Origin of the sequence: Pseudophaeobacter sp. TrK17 (assembly GCF_042192375.1) — a bacterium.
GTDB lineage: Bacteria > Pseudomonadota > Alphaproteobacteria > Rhodobacterales > Rhodobacteraceae > Pseudophaeobacter.
Genome location: NZ_CP071700.1, coordinates 2,977,915 through 2,995,697, shown reverse-complemented (window position 1 = coordinate 2,995,697; position 17,783 = coordinate 2,977,915). Strand labels below are relative to the sequence as shown.

The window sequence follows — 17,783 nt, the reverse complement described above, 5'->3', positions numbered from 1 at the left end:
ATGCCTACGACTGCCGAGCTCCGTGCCCGCCGCGAGACCCTGGCTGTTCAACGCTCCTCTGGCGTGGCGCGCGTCAGTTACGACGGAAAGACGGTGGACTATCGCAATGTGGTGGAAATCGACCGGGCCATCGAGGCGCTCGACCGCGAGATTGCGACTGCAGAGGGACGACGGATCGTTCGGCAGGTGCGTGCAACGACGACGAAGGGGCTCTGATCCATGGGGCTGTTCGATCACTTTCGCCGCCGGGTCCCCGGCGGTCCCGCCGCCGTGTCCGCGCGTCTGGAAGGCGCTCTGGCCAAGCGACGCTTGCGGGGCTGGCAACCGCCGCTTGAAAACATCAATTCGCTGGTCGCCTCGGGTGGGCCTCGTCTCCTGGCGCGGTCGCGGGAACTGGTCGTCACCAACGGCTATGCCGCCAATGCCTGCGAGGCGTTTGCGTCAAACCTGGTGGGCGATGGGATCAAGCCGTCATCGCTGATCGCAGATGCGGCGTTGCGTGACAGCGTTCAGCAGCTGTGGCTCGCATGGACCGACGAGGCCGACGTGGACGGACTGACCGACTTCTACGGCCTGCAGGCCATGGTCGCGCGTGAGATGTTCGTGGCGGGCGAATGCTTCGTGCGTATGCGGCCACGCCGCGCCGAGGACAGTCTTCTCGTACCGCTGCAACTGCAGCTGCTGCAGTCAGAGATGCTGCCGTTCGAGAAGACCGAGATGGCGGGAAACGGCAATCGCATCCGCTGCGGCATCGAGTTCGACCGCATCGGTCGCCGGGTGGCCTATCACTTCCGTCGTCGCCATCCGGGCGACAGCACCGATCAGGGGGCTGTGATCCCGGAAACGGTCCGCGTGCCAGCCGACGACGTGCTGCACATCTACCGACCCATCGATGCAGGGCAGATCCGGGGCCTGCCGCATGTGGCGCCGGCCATGGTGCGGCTGTTTCTGCTGGACCAGTACGACGACGCCGAACTCGACCGGAAGAAGACCGCGGCGATGTTCGCTGGGTTCATCACGAAGACCGCGCCGGAAGACCCGATGATGGGCGAGGCCGAGGCCGATCTCGATGGCACCGCCATTGCGAGCCTCGAGCCGGGCACGATGCAGGTGCTGCTGCCGGGCGAGGATGTGAAGTTCTCGAGTCCTGCAGATGTTGGGGGCGGCTATGAGGCGTTTCAATACCGGACGCTCTTGTCGGTATCAGCCTCACTGGGGCTGCCGTACCACCTCGTAACAGGGGATGTGCGCCAGGCAAACTATTCGAGCCTGCGGGCAGAGCTGGTCGAGTTCCGGCGACGCATCGGCCAGCTGCAGCATGGGGTGATGGCGCACCAGCTGTGTCGGCCGATCTGGCGGCGCTGGCTTGAGACGGCCGTGTTGTCGGGGGCGCTGGATATCGGCAATCCCGCCGTCGCGCGGCCGGTGCAATGGATCCCGCCACGCTGGGACTGGGTCGATCCGCTGAAGGACATCCAGGCGCAAGTGCTGGCGATGGAAGCGGGCATCACCTCGCGTCGCAAGGTGGTCGAGGCCACCGGCTATGACGTCGAAGAAGTCGACCGAGAGAATGCGGCAGATGCCAAACGCGTTGCTGATCTGGGGCTGAGCTACCGCGCGAGCCCCGGCGAAACGCAGGGCGCACGAGCAACGCCCGCCGCGCGGCCTGACCCCGGAGATGGCACAGGCGAAGACACAGGCGACGGATCCGCGTCCACCGATCCCGCCACCGAACAGGAGTGACAATATGACAAGCTGGTATGCGATCCGCGCCCGGGGAACGGGCGCGGAAGTGGCGATCTATGACGAGATCGGCGCCTATGGGGTCTCGGCGAAAGGGTTCCTTGCCGAACTCGGCGCACTGCCCGAGGGGATGCCGGTCGATCTGCGGCTGAACAGCCCCGGTGGGTCAGTCTTCGATGCGGTGGCCATCTACAATGCGCTGAAGCGGCACGAGGGAACGGTCACGGTCTGGATCGACGGCATTGCCGCCTCGGCCGCGTCCTATGTCGCCATGGCGGGTGACGAGATCGTCATGCCGGAAAACGCGTTCCTGATGATCCACGACCCGTCGGGTCTGGCAATGGGCACGGCGGGCGACATGCGCGCCATGGCCGAGGCGCTGGACAAAATCGCCGGCAGCCTCGTCCGGGGATATGCCGCCAAATCCGGCAAGCCCGACGACGAGATCGCAGCGCTGATGGCGGCTGAGACGTGGTTCGATGCAGCCGATGCGGTGGCGGCGGGCTTTGCTGACCGGCTGGCGGACCCTGTCAGGATGGCCGCGCGGTTCGACATCGGCCGGTTCCGCAATGCGCCGCCGGACCTCGTCGAGGCAGTGGAAGCCACTGGCCAGGAGGGTGTTCCGACCAAAGCGGAGGGCGTTCTTGCCGAAGGCAATCCAGACACTGTTATAAACACGCACCCAGAGATCGACAGTATCGTGGACGGCGATGTCGAACCTGCCGTCAGCACCGGCGAGGGGAACAACGGCAATAGGACCGTTGAGCCCGAGAGACCTGTTGTCGGCGACGAAATGCCCAGCTCTTCGGATCCGGTCCCGGCTCCGGATGGCGCACCGCCCGATCCCGCCGCGATCCGCGCCGAGGCGATCACCCATGCCTGCGCGGTCGTCGATCTCTGCCGCCTTGCAGGCCAGCCACAGATGGCTGGGCGCTTCCTCGAACAGGACGCCAGCCTCGACGACGTCCGCATGGCCCTTCTTGATTTGAGGTCAGAGGCCGAACCCGAGATCGTCGCCCATCACCCGCAACCCGGCCGGACGACGACGGCCCGCCCATGGGGCGAGATCGTCGCCCGTACCTTCAAACTGAAAGGATAACCACGTGACTACGCTCACCGAGAACACGCATCCCGGAGGCTTCCTCGTTTGGGAAGCCTTCCGCGACTTCACCCGCGAAACCATCACCGTCGCCACAGGAACAGCGTTTGCCACGCTCGATCCGGGCACGGTGCTGGGCAAGATCACCGCGTCTGGCAAATACGCCGCCCATGATCCCGCCGCCGTCGATGGCACGGAAACCGCGGTGGCGGTGCTCTGGGGCAAGGCCGATGCCACGGGCGGCGACGTGCCAGCCGTCGCACTCGTTCGCGGTTCCGCCATCGTCAATCGCCACGATCTCGTCTTTGTCGGTACCCCCAGCGAGGGCGAGATTGCCGCCGCCCATGCCGCGCTGCTGGCGGTCGGCATCCTCGTTCGCTGATCAAACTCTCAACGGAGGCATTCCCATGACCACCATGGATATCTTCGAAGGCGATGCCTTCACCATCATCGAACTCACCCGCGCTCTGGAAAACATTCCCTTCAAGCCCGCGATCCTGTCGGGTGCCAGCCTGTTCTCGCCGCGCGGCGTGCGCTCGCGCACCGTCGTGATCGAGAGCCGGGACGGTACGCTGTCGCTGATCCCGTTCTCCGAACGTGGCTCGGCTGCCGAGCAACAGGTCCCCGAGCGTCGCGACATGCGCGCCTTTGTGTGCCGCCAGTTCAAGAAGCAGGACGTGCTCTGGGCCTCGGAAATCCAGGGCATTCGTGACTTCGGCTCGGAAAGCGCCACCCAGCAGGTGCAAAGCGAGGTCGCCCGAAAGCTTGGCCGTCTGCGCCAGGATGCGGAGGCGACGTTCGAATATCACCTGCTGAATGGCATTCAGGGCATCGTGAAGGATCCCAAGGACAGCGCCACGGTGATCAACTACTTCACCGAGTTCGGCATCACTCCCGCCACTGAGATCGATTTCGATCTCGACAATGCGACACCCGGCTCCGGGGTGCTGCGCAAACGCTGCCAGGCGCTGATCGAAAGCGTGGAAGACAGCATGGGCGGGCTCGCCGCCGGGGCCGTGCAGGTCCGCGCTGAATGCGGGTCGGCCTTTTTTGCTGATCTCATCGCCCACAAGGAGGTGCGCGAGACCTATCTCAACACCGCCGCTGCTGCCGATCTGCGCGGCAGGGTCGCCGATGAGGTCAGCTTTGGTGGCATTACTTTCCGCCGTTACCGGGGTGGGGCGGGCTTTGGCGTGCCAACCGACAAGGCCTTCTTCTATCCCGAAGGAGTGGAGGGCCTCTTCGAGATCTACCATGCCCCTGCGGACACCTTCGAGACGGTCAACACCCTCGGCCTGCCGCTCTACGCACGCACGATCCCCGACAGGGACCGTGACGAATGGGTGCGGCTCGAAATCGAGAGCAACCCGCTGCCGATCTGCACCCGTCCGCAGGTTCTGCGGACGGCGAAGCGGACCTGATGACCGCCTTTGCCGCCGCGGTCGGCATGCTGTTTGTCGATCCCAATATATCGGTCGAAATCTGGCATCGGGATATGGAGGGACGGTTTACGCAGGCGCGCGGGATTCTCCGCCGTCCCGACGAGATCACGGAGTTCGGGACGGCGCGGCTCATGTCGGAAACAACGCGGATCGACGTGCTTGCCGGTGACATCCCTGATCCGCGGCCGCAGGAGCAGATACTCATCGGCGAAGAAACCTTCCTGATACAGGGTGAGCCGCGCCGTGACCGGGAGCGGCTCATCTGGACCTTGGACCTGGCTCCCGCATGAAACTCGGCTTCGACATCACACCTGATCTGGTTGCCGTGATGGCGGCCGAGATCAAAGCCGGTGAAAAGGCCGTGACCACGGCGATGCGGGAAGCTGGCACCGGGCTCAAGACGTCTTGGCGCGGGCAGATTGCACAAGCCGGACTCGGTCGGCGGCTCGCCAACTCGATCCGGAGCCAGACTTATCCGAAGACGGGCGAAAGCCTGAACGCTGCGGCACTTGTCTGGTCGAAGGCGCCGGTGATCGTCGGCGCGCATGACACGGGGCCGCTGATCCGGTCGAAAGATGGGTTCTGGCTGGCAATCCCGACGCAGGCCGCTGGACGCGGGTTGCGGGGTGGAAGGATCACGCCTGGCGAATGGGAACGGCGACGGGGCTTGCGGCTGCGCTTTGTTTACCGCCGTCGAGGGCCAAGCCTGCTCGTCGCCGATGGGCGGTTGAACAACCGCGGGCTCGGCGTGGTATCGCGCTCGAAGACCGGGCGCGGACGGGCCACGGTGCCGATCTTCCTTCTGGTGCCGCAGGTGAAGCTGGCGAAACGGCTCGATTTGGCGCGCGACGCAGAGCGCGCGCATGACAGCTTGCCGGGGCTGATCGTGGCGGACTGGCTGGGGGGAAGGTTGTGACATCGGCTATGCGGACAAACCTGCCCTTGGCTCCCAATGGTCCAAGGAGCGCTCTCCCAACACAGCCTCGCAGGACCTTAATGGTGTTGCGAAATTGGTTCTCCTTCCTAAGATACACGAGGGAGGAATACTTATGTTGCCAGAACAGTTCACCGGTGGCTGCGCGTGCGGAGCAATCCGATACAGGTCCGAAGGTATTGCCCGATACATGGGGAATTGCCATTGCCGTGATTGCCAGCAGGCTACTGGAAGTGCATATCTTCCGGCTGTCCTGGTGAAACAGGCAGATTTCAAGCTCGAAAAAGGGGACCCAAAGTGGTTCGAGCGCCGAGCAGATCGCGGCCATGCGATGCTTCGCGGCTTCTGTTCTGACTGTGGGTCACCGCTGTTCCTGATCAACAAGGCAAGTGAGGGGGCTATGATCCTGTTCGCAGGGAGCCTGGATGATCCGAGCTGGTACGCGCCAAGTCGTGACATTTACGTTAACAGCGCACAGCCGTGGGATAAGATGGACCCCAATCTCCCGAAAGCAGATGGAATGCCTGCCTGATTTTGCCAATGTCGCTGTTTTTGTCGACATCAGTCGTCAGCTGACATTCGCGCAGGGCGCAGCATCCAGAGCTTGGTTTCGAAATGGACCTTCTCCGCACCTGCACGATAGCAAACACCCATGCCCACCTTTCGCGAAACCATCCTCATCGCGCTGCATGCGCGGCTTTCGGCACTGCCCGCCACCTCTCTGCGCGGTGAAGTGCTGCCCGAACGCATTCCGGTAGCAGGCCTGCTGATCCTGCGCGACGGTGATCCGGGGGAACCGGAGGTCACGCTGTCGCCGCTCGCCTACCATTACCAGCATCGCGCCGAGATCGAGGCGGTCGTGCAGGGCACCGACCGCGACGCGGCCTTAGACAGGCTGTCCGCCGGTATTGGGACAGCGCTCGCTGACGACCGAACGCTCGGTGGCCTTTGCGATTGGATTGAGGCGGAAGCGCCGCAGCCTGTCGATCTACCGGTCGAAGGCGCGACCAGCCTGAAAGCCGCCGTGATCCCGGTGGTGCTGCACTATTCAACGGCTGACCCGCTCAGCTGACCCCAAACATCTGAGGAGTTGAAACATGGCACGAGCCCAAGGGGCGCGGGCGCAAATGGCGCTTGCGTTCGAGACAACCTATGGCACGCCGCCTGCGAGCGGTTTTTTGAGGCTGCCATTCGCAAGCACGACGTTGGGGGCCGAGCAACCGCTGCAGACATCGGAACTCCTGGGCTACGGCCGGGATCCGCAGGCACCGATCAAGGATGCAGTGACGGCGGATGGTGATGTCGTCGTGCCGATTGATGCCGAGGCCTTCGGCTTTTGGCTAAAGGCGGGTTTTGGAACGCCCATGACCACCGGCGCTGAAGCCCCCTATACCCACGAATTCCGCTCGGGGAACTGGTCGTTGCCGTCCTTCTCGATCGAGACGGGCATGCCCGAGGTACCGCGCTACGCGATGTATTCGGGTTGCATGGTCGACAGTCTGAGCTGGCAGGTGGCGCGGTCGGGGCTTCTGACCGCCACAGCCAACATCGTGGCGCAGGGCGAGAACATTGGTACGACCACGGCAGCGGGAACGCTTGCTAACATCACGCTGAATCGCTTCGGCCACTTCAACGGGGCGGTAACACGCAACGGCGCCAATATCGGGAACGTCGTCTCAGCCGACATCACCTACGCCAACAATCTCGACCGTATCGAGACCATCCGCGCTGATGGCAAGATCGACGGGGCAGACCCGTCCATTGCTGCGCTCACTGGCAATGTCGTCGTGCGCTTTGCCGACCAGACGCTCGTGCAACAGGCGATCAACGGCGAGGCCTGCGAGCTGGAGTTTTCCTACACGCTGGCAAGTGGTGAGAGCCTGACGCTCACGGCACATGCAGTTTACCTGCCGCGGCCCCGGATCGAGATCTCGGGCCCCCAAGGCGTGCAGGCGACCTTTGACTGGCAGGCGGCGAGCGATCCGAGTGTCGGCCGCATGTGTACCGTCACTCTCATCAATGACCGGGAAACATACTAATGTTGCGATTGAACCTTTCCAATGAGCCGCACTGGCTTGATCTCGGCCACGGCGTGCGCCTGCTTGTCGAGCCCCTGACCACCGCTGTCATGCTTGCCGCACGCAGCGATCCCGCGATCCTGGCCGCCACACAGGTGGCCGAGGGCGAAGATGCCGCCTCGAACGACGACCTTGCGCGCATCGTGGCGAAAGCGGTGGCGCGCATCGTCGTGAAGGACTGGGAGGGCGTCGGAGACACGGAGGACAAACCACTGCCTGTCACGCCCTCCGGCATCGACGCCCTTCTGGAAATCTGGCCGATCTTCGAGGCGTTCCAGACCAAATACATCGCCGGCGCTTTGATCTTGGAGCAGGAAAAAAACGCCTGACCGCTCTCGCCGACTGGGAGTTCGGCGGGGGCGGCGACTATTGCGCGGCCTGCCCATGTGATGGGGGCATATCGGCCTGCCCGGAATGCCCTCGGACAATTAACGCGCCGCTCACTTTGGAAGGCTGGCAGATCTGGGATCTGGTCCAGCGCCTCGGAGGACAGATGCGAGTCATAGGCGGCATGGGTGGAGGAGTGGCCATCGGCTGGGACATGGGTGCGGCCCTGCAACTTGGCGCGGCCCTCGGGCTTTCGCCACTCACCATCGCGGAACTATTACCGCCCATCGAGGCGGTGATGGTGCGCAAAACCAACGAAGAAATCGAGCAAAGCAATGGCTGAGAAAAAGGTATCCGTGCGCCTCTCGGCCACCGGCGGCCGCCAGGTGCGCGCCGAGCTCGAAGGGGTCGGCAAAGCCGGCTCAAGCGGCTTCGGGCGTCTGTCGCGGGAAATGGAACAGGCCAACGCCCGTATGGCGGCTTTCGGACGCCGGGCGCGGATTGCGGCAACGGCCGCAGCTGCCGCGCTCAGCGCCGCTGTGGTGTCCATGACCCGATCCACGGTGGCGACCGCCAACGAGATCGGGCAACTGTCGCAGGTTGCCAACGCCAACCCGGAGGTCTTCCAGCGCTGGTCGGCGGCTTCGGCCACAGTGGGCATCGAGCAAGAAAAACTCGCTGATATCCTGAAGGACGTGAACGACCGGGTGGGGGATTTCCTGCAGACCGGCGGCGGGCCGATGGCCGACTTCTTCGAAAACATCGCACCACGTGTGGGCGTGACGGCGGACCAGTTTGCCCGGCTCTCGGGGCCGGAGGCGCTTCAGCTCTATGTCGACAGCCTCGAGCGGGCGGGCGTCAGCCAACAGGAAATGACCTTCTATCTCGAGGCCATGGCGTCGGATGCGACCCGGCTCATCCCGCTTCTTCAAAACGGCGGGTCCGAGATGACCCGGCTTGGGGCGCAGGCCGAGCGCCTTGGGACCGTACTCGATGCCGATGCGATCGCCGCGATGCGCCGGTCAGAACTGGCATTGGTCAGTATCGGCCAAGTGTTCACCGGTGTGCGCAACCGGATCGCTGTGGCACTGGCACCCTCGCTGGAGGCAGTGGCCAACGCCTTTGTGGCGCTCGCGTCAAGCACGAGCCCGATCAGCCGAGCGTTTGATGCGGTGCTCACCAATCTCGATCGGCTGGCGATTTATGCCGGAACCTTCGCAACATTCCTGGCGGGTCGTTGGATGGCCGCCATGGCTGCGGCCGCGCTCTCGGTGCGCGGTCTGGCCACGACTCTCGTTATCCTGAAAGGCGCTCTCATTCGCACCGGCATTGGCGCGCTCATCGTCGGGGCGGGCGAGCTGGTCTACTGGTTCACCCGTCTGGCGTCCGGGGCCGGCGGCTTCGGAGAGGCCATGCGGCTCTTGAAGGAGGTCACCGTCGAGGTTTGGGAGCGGATCAAGATGGGGGCGTCGGCTGCAGGTGCCCGGGCCACGGCGATGTTCTACGATCTGAAGGCCGATGCCGCGACGGGTATGGCGGGTGCGATTGAGAGTGTGGTCGGCTTCGGCAATGCCACCGCCAACACGTTTGAGGGTGCGCTTCTCGCTGTGCGCGAGATCTGGTCGCGCTTGCCAGACGTGATCGGGGATCTTGTCTTCTCGGCTGCCAATCGCATGCTCGACGGGATCGAGGCGATGCTGAACGGGGCGATCCGACGGATCGACGCCTTCACCGGCCGTATCCGCGATGCGCTGGCCGCCGTTGGCATCGAGACCACCTTCGGCGAGATTGGCGAGATCAGTCTCGGCGACATTGAAAACCCCTTTACAGGGGCTTCGGCCGATGCCGGTACAGCCGCTGCGGAGGCTTTTCGGCGAGCCTTCGAGGACAATCCTCTGGCCGCCTCGGACCTTGGCCTTGATGGCATCGCCGCTGAGGCGCTGGCGACCGCCAACACATATCGTCAGGCAGCAACCGATCTGGCCACGGGGGCCACGGCGCCGCTGACCTCTTGGGGTGCGCTGCGGGATGCCGTCGCAGACGCAGGCGGCGATGGGGCAGCGGCGCTGGACGAGGCCACCACCTCTGCGGACCGCTTTGCGGATGCGGTGAGCAGGGCGGGTGGTGCGTCGAGCAAGGCCAAGGACGCTATCGTCACAGGCTTTGGTGCCGTCTCGAAATCACTCTCAGACTACGCAAAGTCGGCGCTTGATTTGGGCAAGGGTCTTGGCGAGAGCCTTATGGGAGCCTTTCGCGGGGCGGAGAGCGCCTTTCGCAGCTTCGTCGAGACCGGCAAGCTCGATTTCAAAAGCCTCGTGCGCTCAATCCTTGCCGATCTTGCGGTTCTCGCTTTCAAACGTGCGGTGTTGGGGCCTCTCGCCAACGCGCTATCCGGCATTTTCGGCGGTGGGTCTGTGACGGCGGCGGTCTCGCATGCAGGCGGCATCGTCGGTTTGTCTGGCCATCAAAGGCAGGTGCCTGCGCTGGCCTTCGCTGGCGCGCCAAGACTACACGCCGGAGGCTGGGCGGGACTTCGGCCCGACGAAGTGCCGACGATCCTGCAACGCGGGGAGCGGGTGCTGAACCGCCGCGAAGCAGCCGAGTATGGCCGTGCGAGCCAGGGGTCCGGCGGCGTCACCGTCAACATTGATGCCCGTGGGGCGCAGATGGGCGTGGCGGAACAAATCGATGCCCGGCTCCGTGCTGCGCTGCCGGAAATCAAACGTGTTGCCATCCAGAGCGTCGCCGAGCGCCGCGCCAGAGGTTACGCCATATGACGGTTCCAATGCTTCCCTTGCATCTCGTGGAAAACCTCGAGCGGCGACTGGTCACGAGTGTGACAGCCGCCACCTCTGGTTTTACCGGCAGCCAGCAGGTTCAGGACTGGGGCGGGGAATGGTGGGAGTTCACCTTCGAGATGGCGCTGACCAAAGGCCGGAATGCGCGACGCCTGTCGGCTTTCTTTGCCGCACTGGGTGGCATGCGGGGGATGTTCCTGTTCCGCGACCCCTCAACCGGTCGCTCAGACATTCAGGCCGATCCCATTGTCAGCAGCGGTGGGCAAACCGGGAATGCGCTTGCCACAAGCGGGTGGGCGCCCTCATTGCCCGCACTCGAGATCGGTGACTTCATCTCGCTTGGCAACGACGCCGATACACGGTTCCACCAGATTACCGCAGATGTGATCGCAGATGCCTCGGGTGCAGCGACCCTGCAGATTACGCCACGCCTGCGGTCGGTGCCTCAGATCGGCGCTGCAATCGACATTATCTCGCCTGCTGTCCTGCTGCGGCTCACCGGCCCGGTGCCAACCCGCATTACCCGAGCGGACAGCCACCGTTTCAGCGTGACCGCCCGAGAGGCGCTCTGATGAGCCGTGATGTCACAGCCGGTTTTGCGACGGCGCTGTCAGAACCGTCGTTGCGCCCCATTCTGCTCTTTGAGGGGGAGTTTGCTTCAGGCTGGGTGCGAGTCTGGTCAGGGCTCGGGGAGCTTTCCTGGGACGGCAAGATCTGGACCGGGATGGGCAGCCTCATCAGCATAGGCACCCTTGAGGAAACCAGCGATGTGGTGGCCAGCGGCACCGTGATCTCGCTCTCGGGCGTGCCGCTGGAGATGGTTGGGATTGCCATCGAGGAAGCGCGGCAGGGCAAGCCGGGGCGGGTCTGGTTGGGGCTTCTGGATGATACCCACAGCGTCATTGCCGATCCGGTGCAGGCCTTCCAGGGGCGGCTCGATGTGCCGGAAATCACGGACAACGCGCAAAGCTGCACCGTGACCATCAGCTATGAAAGCCGGCTCATCGATCTCAATACATCGCGCAGCTGGCGCTACACCCATGAAAGCCAGCAGGCGCTTCACCCCGGCGACCGTGGCTTTGAACATGTCACGACCATTCAGGACAAGGAAATCACCTGGGGGCGCGGGTGAGACGGTCGGATTGGCAAAGCCGACTGGCTGATGCCATCAAGGCGGCGCGGGAGATACCTTTTTGCTGGGGCGCTCACGATTGCGCAACCTGGGCCTTCGATGTTCGGCGTGACCTGACCGGTGGTGAAGACATCGCTGCCAGTTGGCGAGGACGCTATCGCACCGCACTGGGCGCGCATCGCGTCATGAAACGCCTTGGCTGGGACAGTCTCGAGGCGGCGGGGCGGGATCTGCTCGGGATGCCATTGCCCTCTGTTCTGCAAGCCAAGCGCGGCGATCTGGTCCTTGGCGGAACAGATCCGGCATTCGGGGTTTGCGTTGGCGCCAAAGTTGCGTTCGTTGCCCCGGATGGTCTCGTTTTTATTTCGCTCTCTGACTGCTCGCTCGCCTGGAGGGTCTGAGCCTCATGCCACCAGTTGTTCTTGGGGTTGCCGCACTTGGCGGCGCGGCCCTTGCCGCGGGCGGGATCGGGGCTGCGCTGGCGGCCGGCGGTCTCATCGGGATCGCGGCAAACTTCGGTGCCTCGATGCTGCTGTCGGCGGCCGCGCAAGCGCTGATGCCACAGCCCACGGTGGCGATGCAGGCACGAACCGTGACCGTGCGCGAGCCGGTGATGCCCAGGGAGATGGTCTATGGCCGCGCGCGCAAGGGCGGGGTGATCGTCTTTCTCCATGCCAATGGCGACAAGGATCAGTACTTGCATCTGGTCATCGTGCTGGCGGCCCATCGCGTCAAATCGATCGGGGCAATCTACTTCGAGGGCGAAGAGGCCATCGATTCCGACAGCACGGCGCAGGGGCGTTGGTCCGGCAAGGTCACAGTGGAGAAGCGCCTCGGAGCTGAAGGCCAGTCAGCCTTTGCAGGGCTTGTCGAAGAGGTCTCCGAGCACTGGACGGAGGAGCACCGCTTGGCAGGCTGCGCCGCGATCTATCTGCGCCTCACCTACGATGCGGACGCCTTTCCGGGCGGCATTCCCAACATCACGGTGGATCTTGAAGGCAAGGATGACATTCTGGACCCGCGTTCTGGAGAACAGGTCTACACAGAAAACGCCGCCCTCTGCGTGGCCGATTACATGGCGCACGCGACCTACGGGATTGGGGCTGGCATCGGCGCTGAGGACGGCATCGATGTCGATACGCTGGTTGAGGCCGCGAATATCTGCGACGAGGTGGTGCCGCTTGCAGCTGGCGGAACGGAACCGCGATACAGCTGCAATGGTGTTGTGACGCTGTCTGAAAGCCCGAAGACCATCATCGAGGCAATGCTGACTGCCATGGCCGGGCGCTGCATCTGGCAGGGCGGGCGATGGCGTCTGCAGGCCGGGGCCTATCGCATCCCGGAGATCACTCTCGGCGTGGACGATCTGCGCGAGGGCGGTCTGCAGCTCACCACGCGTCTCAGCCGGGCCTCGAACTTCAATGCGGTGCGGGGACAGTTTGTCAGCCCCGAGAATGACTGGCAGCCGGATGACTTCCCGGCTTATGCCTCGGACGTCTACCTTTCTGAAGATGGCGGCGAACAGATTTGGCGCGATATTGCGCTGCCGTTCACAATATCGGCTGCGGCAGCCCAGAGGCTGGCAAAGATCGAGCTTGAGCGTGCCCGGCGCCAGATGAGCGTGAAACTTGATGGCAAGTTAAGCGCCTGGTCCGTGGCCGTGGGGGAGGCCGTTCAGCTTGATTATGCCCGCTGGGGCTTTGCCACAAAGCCCTTTGATGTGCAGTCGATGCGGCTGGATCTCGTGCAGATGGGCGATGCGCCGCTTTTGGTGCCGGAACTGGTTCTGCGCGAGACCTCACCGCTGATCTACGATTGGGCCGCCTCCGAAGAGCAAATCTACGCAGCCGCGCCACGCACGAACCTGCCATCGGCTTTTGCCGCGGCGGCTCCGGGGCGGCCGGAGATCTCCGAGGAGCTTTATGTTACCCGCGACGGCGGGGGCGCAAAGGTTTTGATCCGGGTGACCTGGGCGGCGGCTGCCTCCAGCTTTGTCGGCCAGTATCAGCTGGAGGGGCAGTGTGACGGGGGAGCCTGGCTCGATTATGGTCGCACCTCTGGCACCACGTTGGAATTACGCGATGCGAGCCCGGGGCACTGGAAGTTCCGCGTGAAGGCGATCTCGGTATTGGGTGTGTCCTCCGACTGGCGCACGCGTGAGGCAGAAATCCTCGGGCTGACCGCTCCGCCAGAGGCGCTTCGAAACTTGACGCTGCAGACCGCGGGCGGTCTTGCCATCCTGAAATGGACCAGGGCGGCCGATCCGGATGTGCGCGTGGCGGGCAATATCGTCATTCGCCACAGCACCGAAAGCATCCCGACCTGGGCCAACAGCTATTCCATGGATCGGGTGGCGGGATCGGAGGCCATTGCCGTGGTGCCGCTCAAACCCGGCATTTATTTGCTCCGGGCCGAGGACAGCGGCGGTCGGCTTGGGCCGGTGACGACGGTGAGCACCAAAGGGGCACAGGCGCTGAGCTTTGCGCCCATCGACAGTCTGCAGGCTGACCCGGGCTTTCCGGGCGGGACGACGGATCTAGCCGTGGTTGGCAGCACGCTGCGGCTGGCCACGAGCACGGACGAGGCTGGCGTGCCCGGCACCACCAAGCTGGAAGGCCTCTACAGCTTTGGGGCGGGGCTAGATTTCGGTGCGGTCCGCCGCCTGCGACTGCGCAGCCAGATCAGCGTGGCGGCGCTGGCGCTTCTGGATCAGATCGATGCACGGGCGGAGTTGATCGATACCTGGGCGGATTTTGACGGCACGGAAGGGGCGGAGATCGACGTGGTCGTGGAAGTGCGGGAAACTGACGACGATCCCCTCGGGACGCCCAGTTGGGGCCCCTGGGGCCGTGTCGACAACCATGAAATCGAAGCCCGGGCAATCGAGGCACGGGCCTGGCTCAGGACGGGCGACCCTGCGTTTACGCCGGTGGTCAGTGCCCTGCGGCTTCATGCGGACGAGGTGGCGTGACGTTCATTCCGTTAAGAATGAATGGTCGTTCCCTGCCTCTCGGCTACGCCACGAACGGGAACGCCCATGCAGGGTTTCTTCGGAAAACGGAATGAACGGATATGGCTCAAACCCAAAGCTATGTGATCGAAAACGACAGCGGTCTGGCGGTGCGCACCAGGATCAATGAGGTGCTGGCCGCGATCCAATCGGCGAATGCCGGACCGACCGAGCCGACCGATACACGCCCGGGCATGCTGTGGTTCGACACCAGTACTTCTCCGCCCGTTCTGAAGATCCGCGATGCGCAGGACAGCGTGTGGCAGGAGTTCCTCGATGGCGGCACCTACTGACAAAACCGAATCATCTGGAAGACCATCATGACCGAAGGCAGTTTCATCGAAACCATCAACAGCTTCTTTGGCGGCGCGCTGACCACGCTGATCGGCGCTTTTACAGGGCGGCTGATGTACCACTCCGGCGAGGTCAAGCTTGGTCGGCGTCATTTCGTTGGCAAGGAGCTCTTGTGGGAGGTCCCTGTTGCGGTCGGCATGGCGATCATTGGTGAAGCGGTGGCAACCTACCTCGGACTGACACAGCCGGTCAGTACCGGGTTGGTGGCCATGCTGGCCTATCTTGGACCCCGTGGCACGGAAGCGCTGCTCTGCGCCTGGCTCGGGCGCAAGAAGTAGAGGGCTTCAGCCCAACACGACAAACAGAAAACCACCATTCAACTCACCCGCCGTTCCGCGCGCGGGGCAAGGAGGCTATTGCCATGACCCCTTATGACATCGCCAAATCCTACATCGGCACCACTGAAGGGCCCGGGCCGGAAAACAATCCAGTCATTCTCGAGATGTACGCTACGGTCGGCCACGATTGGGTGGAGCATGACAGCGTGGCCTGGTGCGCAGCCTTTGTGGGCCACTGTCTGGAACAGGCTGGGATCCGCTCGACCCGCAAACTGACCGCGCGCTCCTATCTCACCTGGGGCGTGCAGGTCGACATCGCAGAGGCGCAACCCGGCGACATTGGCATCATCCCGCGTGGATCTTCCGGTTGGCAGGGCCATGTCTTCTTTGTCGATCGGATCGAAGGCGGCTGGGTCTGGGGGCTGGGCGGCAACCAGGGGCATGCGGTCAATGTCAGGCGCTATCCGAGTTCGAAACTGCTCGGTATTCGTCGAGCCGGACACGTATCGCCGGCTACGCGCCTGTCCGTGCGCCAAGTTCAGAAACGTCTGAAGGACCTCGGCTATCATGAGGTTGGAGTTGCCGACGGTCTGCTTGGACCACGAACGCGGGGCGCTATCCTTGCTTTTTGTGATGATCATGCATTGCCGTTGGTCCCGATCATCGATGTGGCTTTGGAGGAGGCCCTGGTGGCAGCAAGTCTGCGACCCGTCGCGCCGGAGCGTGCAGCCGGCATGCCGAAGCGTAGTCGCATTGTTGCTGCCAGTGACGCCCAGATCGGTGTCGGACTTTTTGGAGTAGTTGGAACCGTGTCAGCCCAGGCCGCACCGATCCTGTCAGACGCCGAGGCCGCGCAGGACGGGTTGGCGCGGCTGTTCGATCTGCTCAGCTTGAACGATCGGCTGTCAGGACTGGCGCCATGGATTGGCGTACTCTGCTTTGTCGTTGTGATCGCCAGCGCGGTGCATGCCCGCCATGCCCGGATCGAGGATCACCGTAGCGGAAGGACGATGTGAACGTGGTGGGGGTGATCACCAGCATGCTGGCGGGGCTGTGGCGACGGATGGCTCTTTGGCTCAGCCTCGGTCTGGCGCTGATCATGGCGCTGGCAATCACCTGGCGTCGGGGCAGGGCGGCCGGCAAGGCGGCCTATGCGACCCGCCGTGCCGAGGCCCGTATTCGCGCGCTCACAACCTCGAGGGATATCCGTCATGATGTTGAAACCTCTGATCCTGCTGACCGCGATCGCCGCCTTGACCGCTGGATGCGCGACTGACCGGCGTTTCCTGCGTGAGGATTGTGATTGGGCCCAGCCAATCCGTCCAGCGCGCGCCGATGTGCTTTCGGAGAACACCAAAACCCAGATCCTCGCCCACAATGAAATCGGCGCGCGTCTTTGTGGATGGCGCCCGTGACGTTGACCCGTGGCTTTCAGTTGCGGCCGCAACACTGCTTGTATTTGCGGCCCGAACCGCAGGAACATGGATCGTTCCGGCCGGGTCGCGGACCAGCTTTGAACGGTTGGTCCGGGAGGTTGGCCGGAACCTGCCCGGCGAGTTCGGGGCGAGATTGGTGGAGGATCGTCGCCACGCAGTTCGGGATCAGATCGGGAGCCTCACGGTCGATCTCATCGATCTCGTCATCCGTGAAATTGCTTTTTCCGATGTTGATGTCCTGCAGCGCCATGATGAAGATCATCGTCGCCTGCGTTTCTTCATCTGCTGCATCCAGCAGGTGTGACCAGGTATCCGGTCTGAGGCCCATCGCGCGGGTAAACCCATCGACCCAGGGTTCCCAGAGGGTGTCATCGCTGTTGGGATCGACCTCATAGATAGGCTCAATCCAGAGCGAATGCGTGATCGCGTCGGCCACGGAATTGTAATGGGCCATGACGGCACCGATTGTCTCTTCGGCCGTCTTCTGGTCAGGAAACTCGGCTTCGCCTGTTTCCCCCCAAACGTGCGGCAACCATTCGGATGGTGGAATCATATCCGGACAGGCCAGAACGCCGGTCACATACCCATCCAGCTCGCTGAGCGTCATGGGCATGTTGTCCGTGGGCAGCGCATGCAGCAACACGCTGAGGCGATCGAGGTTTTGTTCGGATTGTCCCATGCAGTTTCTCCCGGCATTTCCGGGGTTTCTTAGCCGTGAGTTTGCCAAGTCGCAATCCGGCGCAATACCGGCTTTTGGAGCTAAACATGACGACTGCCACTTTGACCGAAGGTCCGGCCGTGCTCGTTGGCTATGAATACCGTCTGCAGCTCGAGGCAGAGGGTGCGCTGTTTCCAGATGAGGCGCGTTTTGCCGGGCAGCTGCGGGGCAAGGTCAACGACGAAACCGTGCTGGCCACACTGAGCAGCGAAAGTGGCACGATCCTGGGCTGCGGCGAGAGCCGGCTCGAGCTGATCATGCCTGAGACTGTGACGGCCGAACTCACGCCTGGGTCGGTCGTTCTGGATCTGGTGCGAACCGATCTCGTCCCACCGCAGCACCTGAATGTCTTTCTGGAAATCCCCGTTCTGCTGCCGGTGACACGAGGGCTTTAGTCATGTCCGGGATCGTCAATCTCAGCGCCGCAATGGGTC

23 protein-coding genes are annotated in these 17,783 nt (G+C 63.5%); 22 read left to right on the top strand and 1 reads right to left on the bottom strand.

Features of this window, described 5'->3' with window-relative positions:
• The 21 genes from JZI28_RS14120 to JZI28_RS14020 all read left to right on the top strand — a co-directional run bounded on the left by JZI28_RS14120 (position 1) and on the right by JZI28_RS14020 (position 16,471).
• On the top strand, positions 1 to 216 hold the full coding sequence (locus JZI28_RS14120; RefSeq protein WP_375698012.1) for a phage head-tail joining protein: 216 nt from the start codon (positions 1 to 3) through the stop codon (positions 214 to 216).
• 3 nt (positions 217 to 219) lie between these two features.
• Entirely contained in the window at positions 220 to 1,743 is a 1,524-nt protein-coding gene (locus JZI28_RS14115) for a phage portal protein (RefSeq protein WP_375698011.1), read from the top strand.
• A gap of 4 nt (positions 1,744 to 1,747) precedes the next feature.
• Complete coding sequence (locus JZI28_RS14110) at positions 1,748 to 2,842, top strand: head maturation protease, ClpP-related (RefSeq protein WP_170846692.1); 1,095 nt, start codon at positions 1,748 to 1,750, stop codon at positions 2,840 to 2,842.
• 4 nt (positions 2,843 to 2,846) lie between these two features.
• Entirely contained in the window at positions 2,847 to 3,224 is a 378-nt protein-coding gene (locus JZI28_RS14105; RefSeq protein WP_093321781.1) for a head decoration protein, read from the top strand.
• A gap of 25 nt (positions 3,225 to 3,249) precedes the next feature.
• Positions 3,250 to 4,263, top strand: a complete 1,014-nt coding sequence (locus tag JZI28_RS14100) for a major capsid protein (protein WP_170846691.1) — start codon at positions 3,250 to 3,252, stop codon at positions 4,261 to 4,263.
• The gene (locus JZI28_RS14095; RefSeq protein WP_375698010.1) at positions 4,263 to 4,574 is read left to right on the top strand and encodes a hypothetical protein; all 312 of its coding nucleotides are present in this window, start codon (positions 4,263 to 4,265) and stop codon (positions 4,572 to 4,574) included. Before JZI28_RS14100 ends, JZI28_RS14095 begins: the two co-directional genes overlap by 1 nt.
• The gene (locus tag JZI28_RS14090; protein ID WP_093321773.1) at positions 4,571 to 5,200 is read left to right on the top strand and encodes a DUF6441 family protein; all 630 of its coding nucleotides are present in this window, start codon (positions 4,571 to 4,573) and stop codon (positions 5,198 to 5,200) included. Before JZI28_RS14095 ends, JZI28_RS14090 begins: the two co-directional genes overlap by 4 nt.
• Positions 5,201 to 5,474: 274 nt before the next feature.
• Positions 5,475 to 5,750, top strand: a complete 276-nt coding sequence (locus JZI28_RS14085; RefSeq protein WP_375698009.1) for a GFA family protein — start codon at positions 5,475 to 5,477, stop codon at positions 5,748 to 5,750.
• Positions 5,751 to 5,870: 120 nt separating this feature from the next.
• Positions 5,871 to 6,290 (top strand): acyl-CoA transferase, encoded by a 420-nt coding sequence (locus tag JZI28_RS14080; RefSeq protein ID WP_093321770.1) that lies wholly within the window; start codon positions 5,871 to 5,873, stop codon positions 6,288 to 6,290.
• Positions 6,291 to 6,315: 25 nt separating this feature from the next.
• Complete coding sequence (locus JZI28_RS14075; protein ID WP_375698008.1) at positions 6,316 to 7,257, top strand: phage tail tube protein; 942 nt, start codon at positions 6,316 to 6,318, stop codon at positions 7,255 to 7,257.
• Positions 7,257 to 7,625 carry a hypothetical protein gene (locus tag JZI28_RS14070; RefSeq protein ID WP_375698007.1) on the top strand — a complete coding sequence of 123 codons (369 nt, stop codon included), beginning with the start codon at positions 7,257 to 7,259 and terminating at the stop codon, positions 7,623 to 7,625. Before JZI28_RS14075 ends, JZI28_RS14070 begins: the two co-directional genes overlap by 1 nt.
• Before the next feature lie 164 nt (positions 7,626 to 7,789).
• A complete protein-coding gene (locus JZI28_RS14065) occupies positions 7,790 to 7,966 on the top strand; it encodes a hypothetical protein (RefSeq protein WP_375698006.1) in 177 nt (58 codons plus the stop codon).
• Positions 7,959 to 10,400, top strand: a complete 2,442-nt coding sequence (locus JZI28_RS14060; RefSeq protein WP_375698005.1) for a phage tail tape measure C-terminal domain-containing protein — start codon at positions 7,959 to 7,961, stop codon at positions 10,398 to 10,400. Before JZI28_RS14065 ends, JZI28_RS14060 begins: the two co-directional genes overlap by 8 nt.
• Positions 10,397 to 10,993, top strand: coding sequence for a hypothetical protein (locus JZI28_RS14055; protein ID WP_375698004.1), 597 nt, complete (start codon positions 10,397 to 10,399; stop codon positions 10,991 to 10,993). Before JZI28_RS14060 ends, JZI28_RS14055 begins: the two co-directional genes overlap by 4 nt.
• Positions 10,993 to 11,553, top strand: a complete 561-nt coding sequence (locus JZI28_RS14050) for a hypothetical protein (RefSeq protein ID WP_375698003.1) — start codon at positions 10,993 to 10,995, stop codon at positions 11,551 to 11,553. The genes JZI28_RS14055 and JZI28_RS14050 overlap by 1 nt, the downstream gene beginning before the upstream one ends.
• Complete coding sequence (locus tag JZI28_RS14045; protein ID WP_375698002.1) at positions 11,550 to 11,954, top strand: DUF6950 family protein; 405 nt, start codon at positions 11,550 to 11,552, stop codon at positions 11,952 to 11,954. The genes JZI28_RS14050 and JZI28_RS14045 overlap by 4 nt, the downstream gene beginning before the upstream one ends.
• Before the next feature lie 5 nt (positions 11,955 to 11,959).
• Complete coding sequence (locus tag JZI28_RS14040) at positions 11,960 to 14,524, top strand: phage tail protein (RefSeq protein ID WP_375698001.1); 2,565 nt, start codon at positions 11,960 to 11,962, stop codon at positions 14,522 to 14,524.
• Positions 14,525 to 14,625: 101 nt separating this feature from the next.
• Positions 14,626 to 14,856, top strand: coding sequence for a hypothetical protein (locus tag JZI28_RS14035; protein WP_375698000.1), 231 nt, complete (start codon positions 14,626 to 14,628; stop codon positions 14,854 to 14,856).
• 27 nt (positions 14,857 to 14,883) lie between these two features.
• Positions 14,884 to 15,195, top strand: a complete 312-nt coding sequence (locus JZI28_RS14030; RefSeq protein WP_375697999.1) for a phage holin family protein — start codon at positions 14,884 to 14,886, stop codon at positions 15,193 to 15,195.
• Positions 15,196 to 15,278: 83 nt separating this feature from the next.
• On the top strand, positions 15,279 to 16,211 hold the full coding sequence (locus JZI28_RS14025; RefSeq protein WP_375697998.1) for a TIGR02594 family protein: 933 nt from the start codon (positions 15,279 to 15,281) through the stop codon (positions 16,209 to 16,211).
• Positions 16,208 to 16,471: a hypothetical protein gene (locus JZI28_RS14020; protein ID WP_375697997.1), complete on the top strand. Its 264-nt coding sequence runs from the start codon at positions 16,208 to 16,210 to the stop codon at positions 16,469 to 16,471. Before JZI28_RS14025 ends, JZI28_RS14020 begins: the two co-directional genes overlap by 4 nt.
• 155 nt (positions 16,472 to 16,626) lie before the next feature.
• On the opposite strand, the gene JZI28_RS14015 is transcribed toward JZI28_RS14020, so the two are convergent.
• Positions 16,627 to 17,310 (bottom strand): UPF0149 family protein, encoded by a 684-nt coding sequence (locus JZI28_RS14015; protein WP_375697996.1) that lies wholly within the window; start codon positions 17,308 to 17,310, stop codon positions 16,627 to 16,629.
• An 86-nt stretch (positions 17,311 to 17,396) separates the two neighbouring features.
• Between JZI28_RS14015 and JZI28_RS14010 the strand changes: the two genes are divergently transcribed.
• Complete coding sequence (locus JZI28_RS14010) at positions 17,397 to 17,744, top strand: hypothetical protein (RefSeq protein WP_375697995.1); 348 nt, start codon at positions 17,397 to 17,399, stop codon at positions 17,742 to 17,744.
• The last annotated feature ends 39 nt before the right edge of the window (positions 17,745 to 17,783 follow it).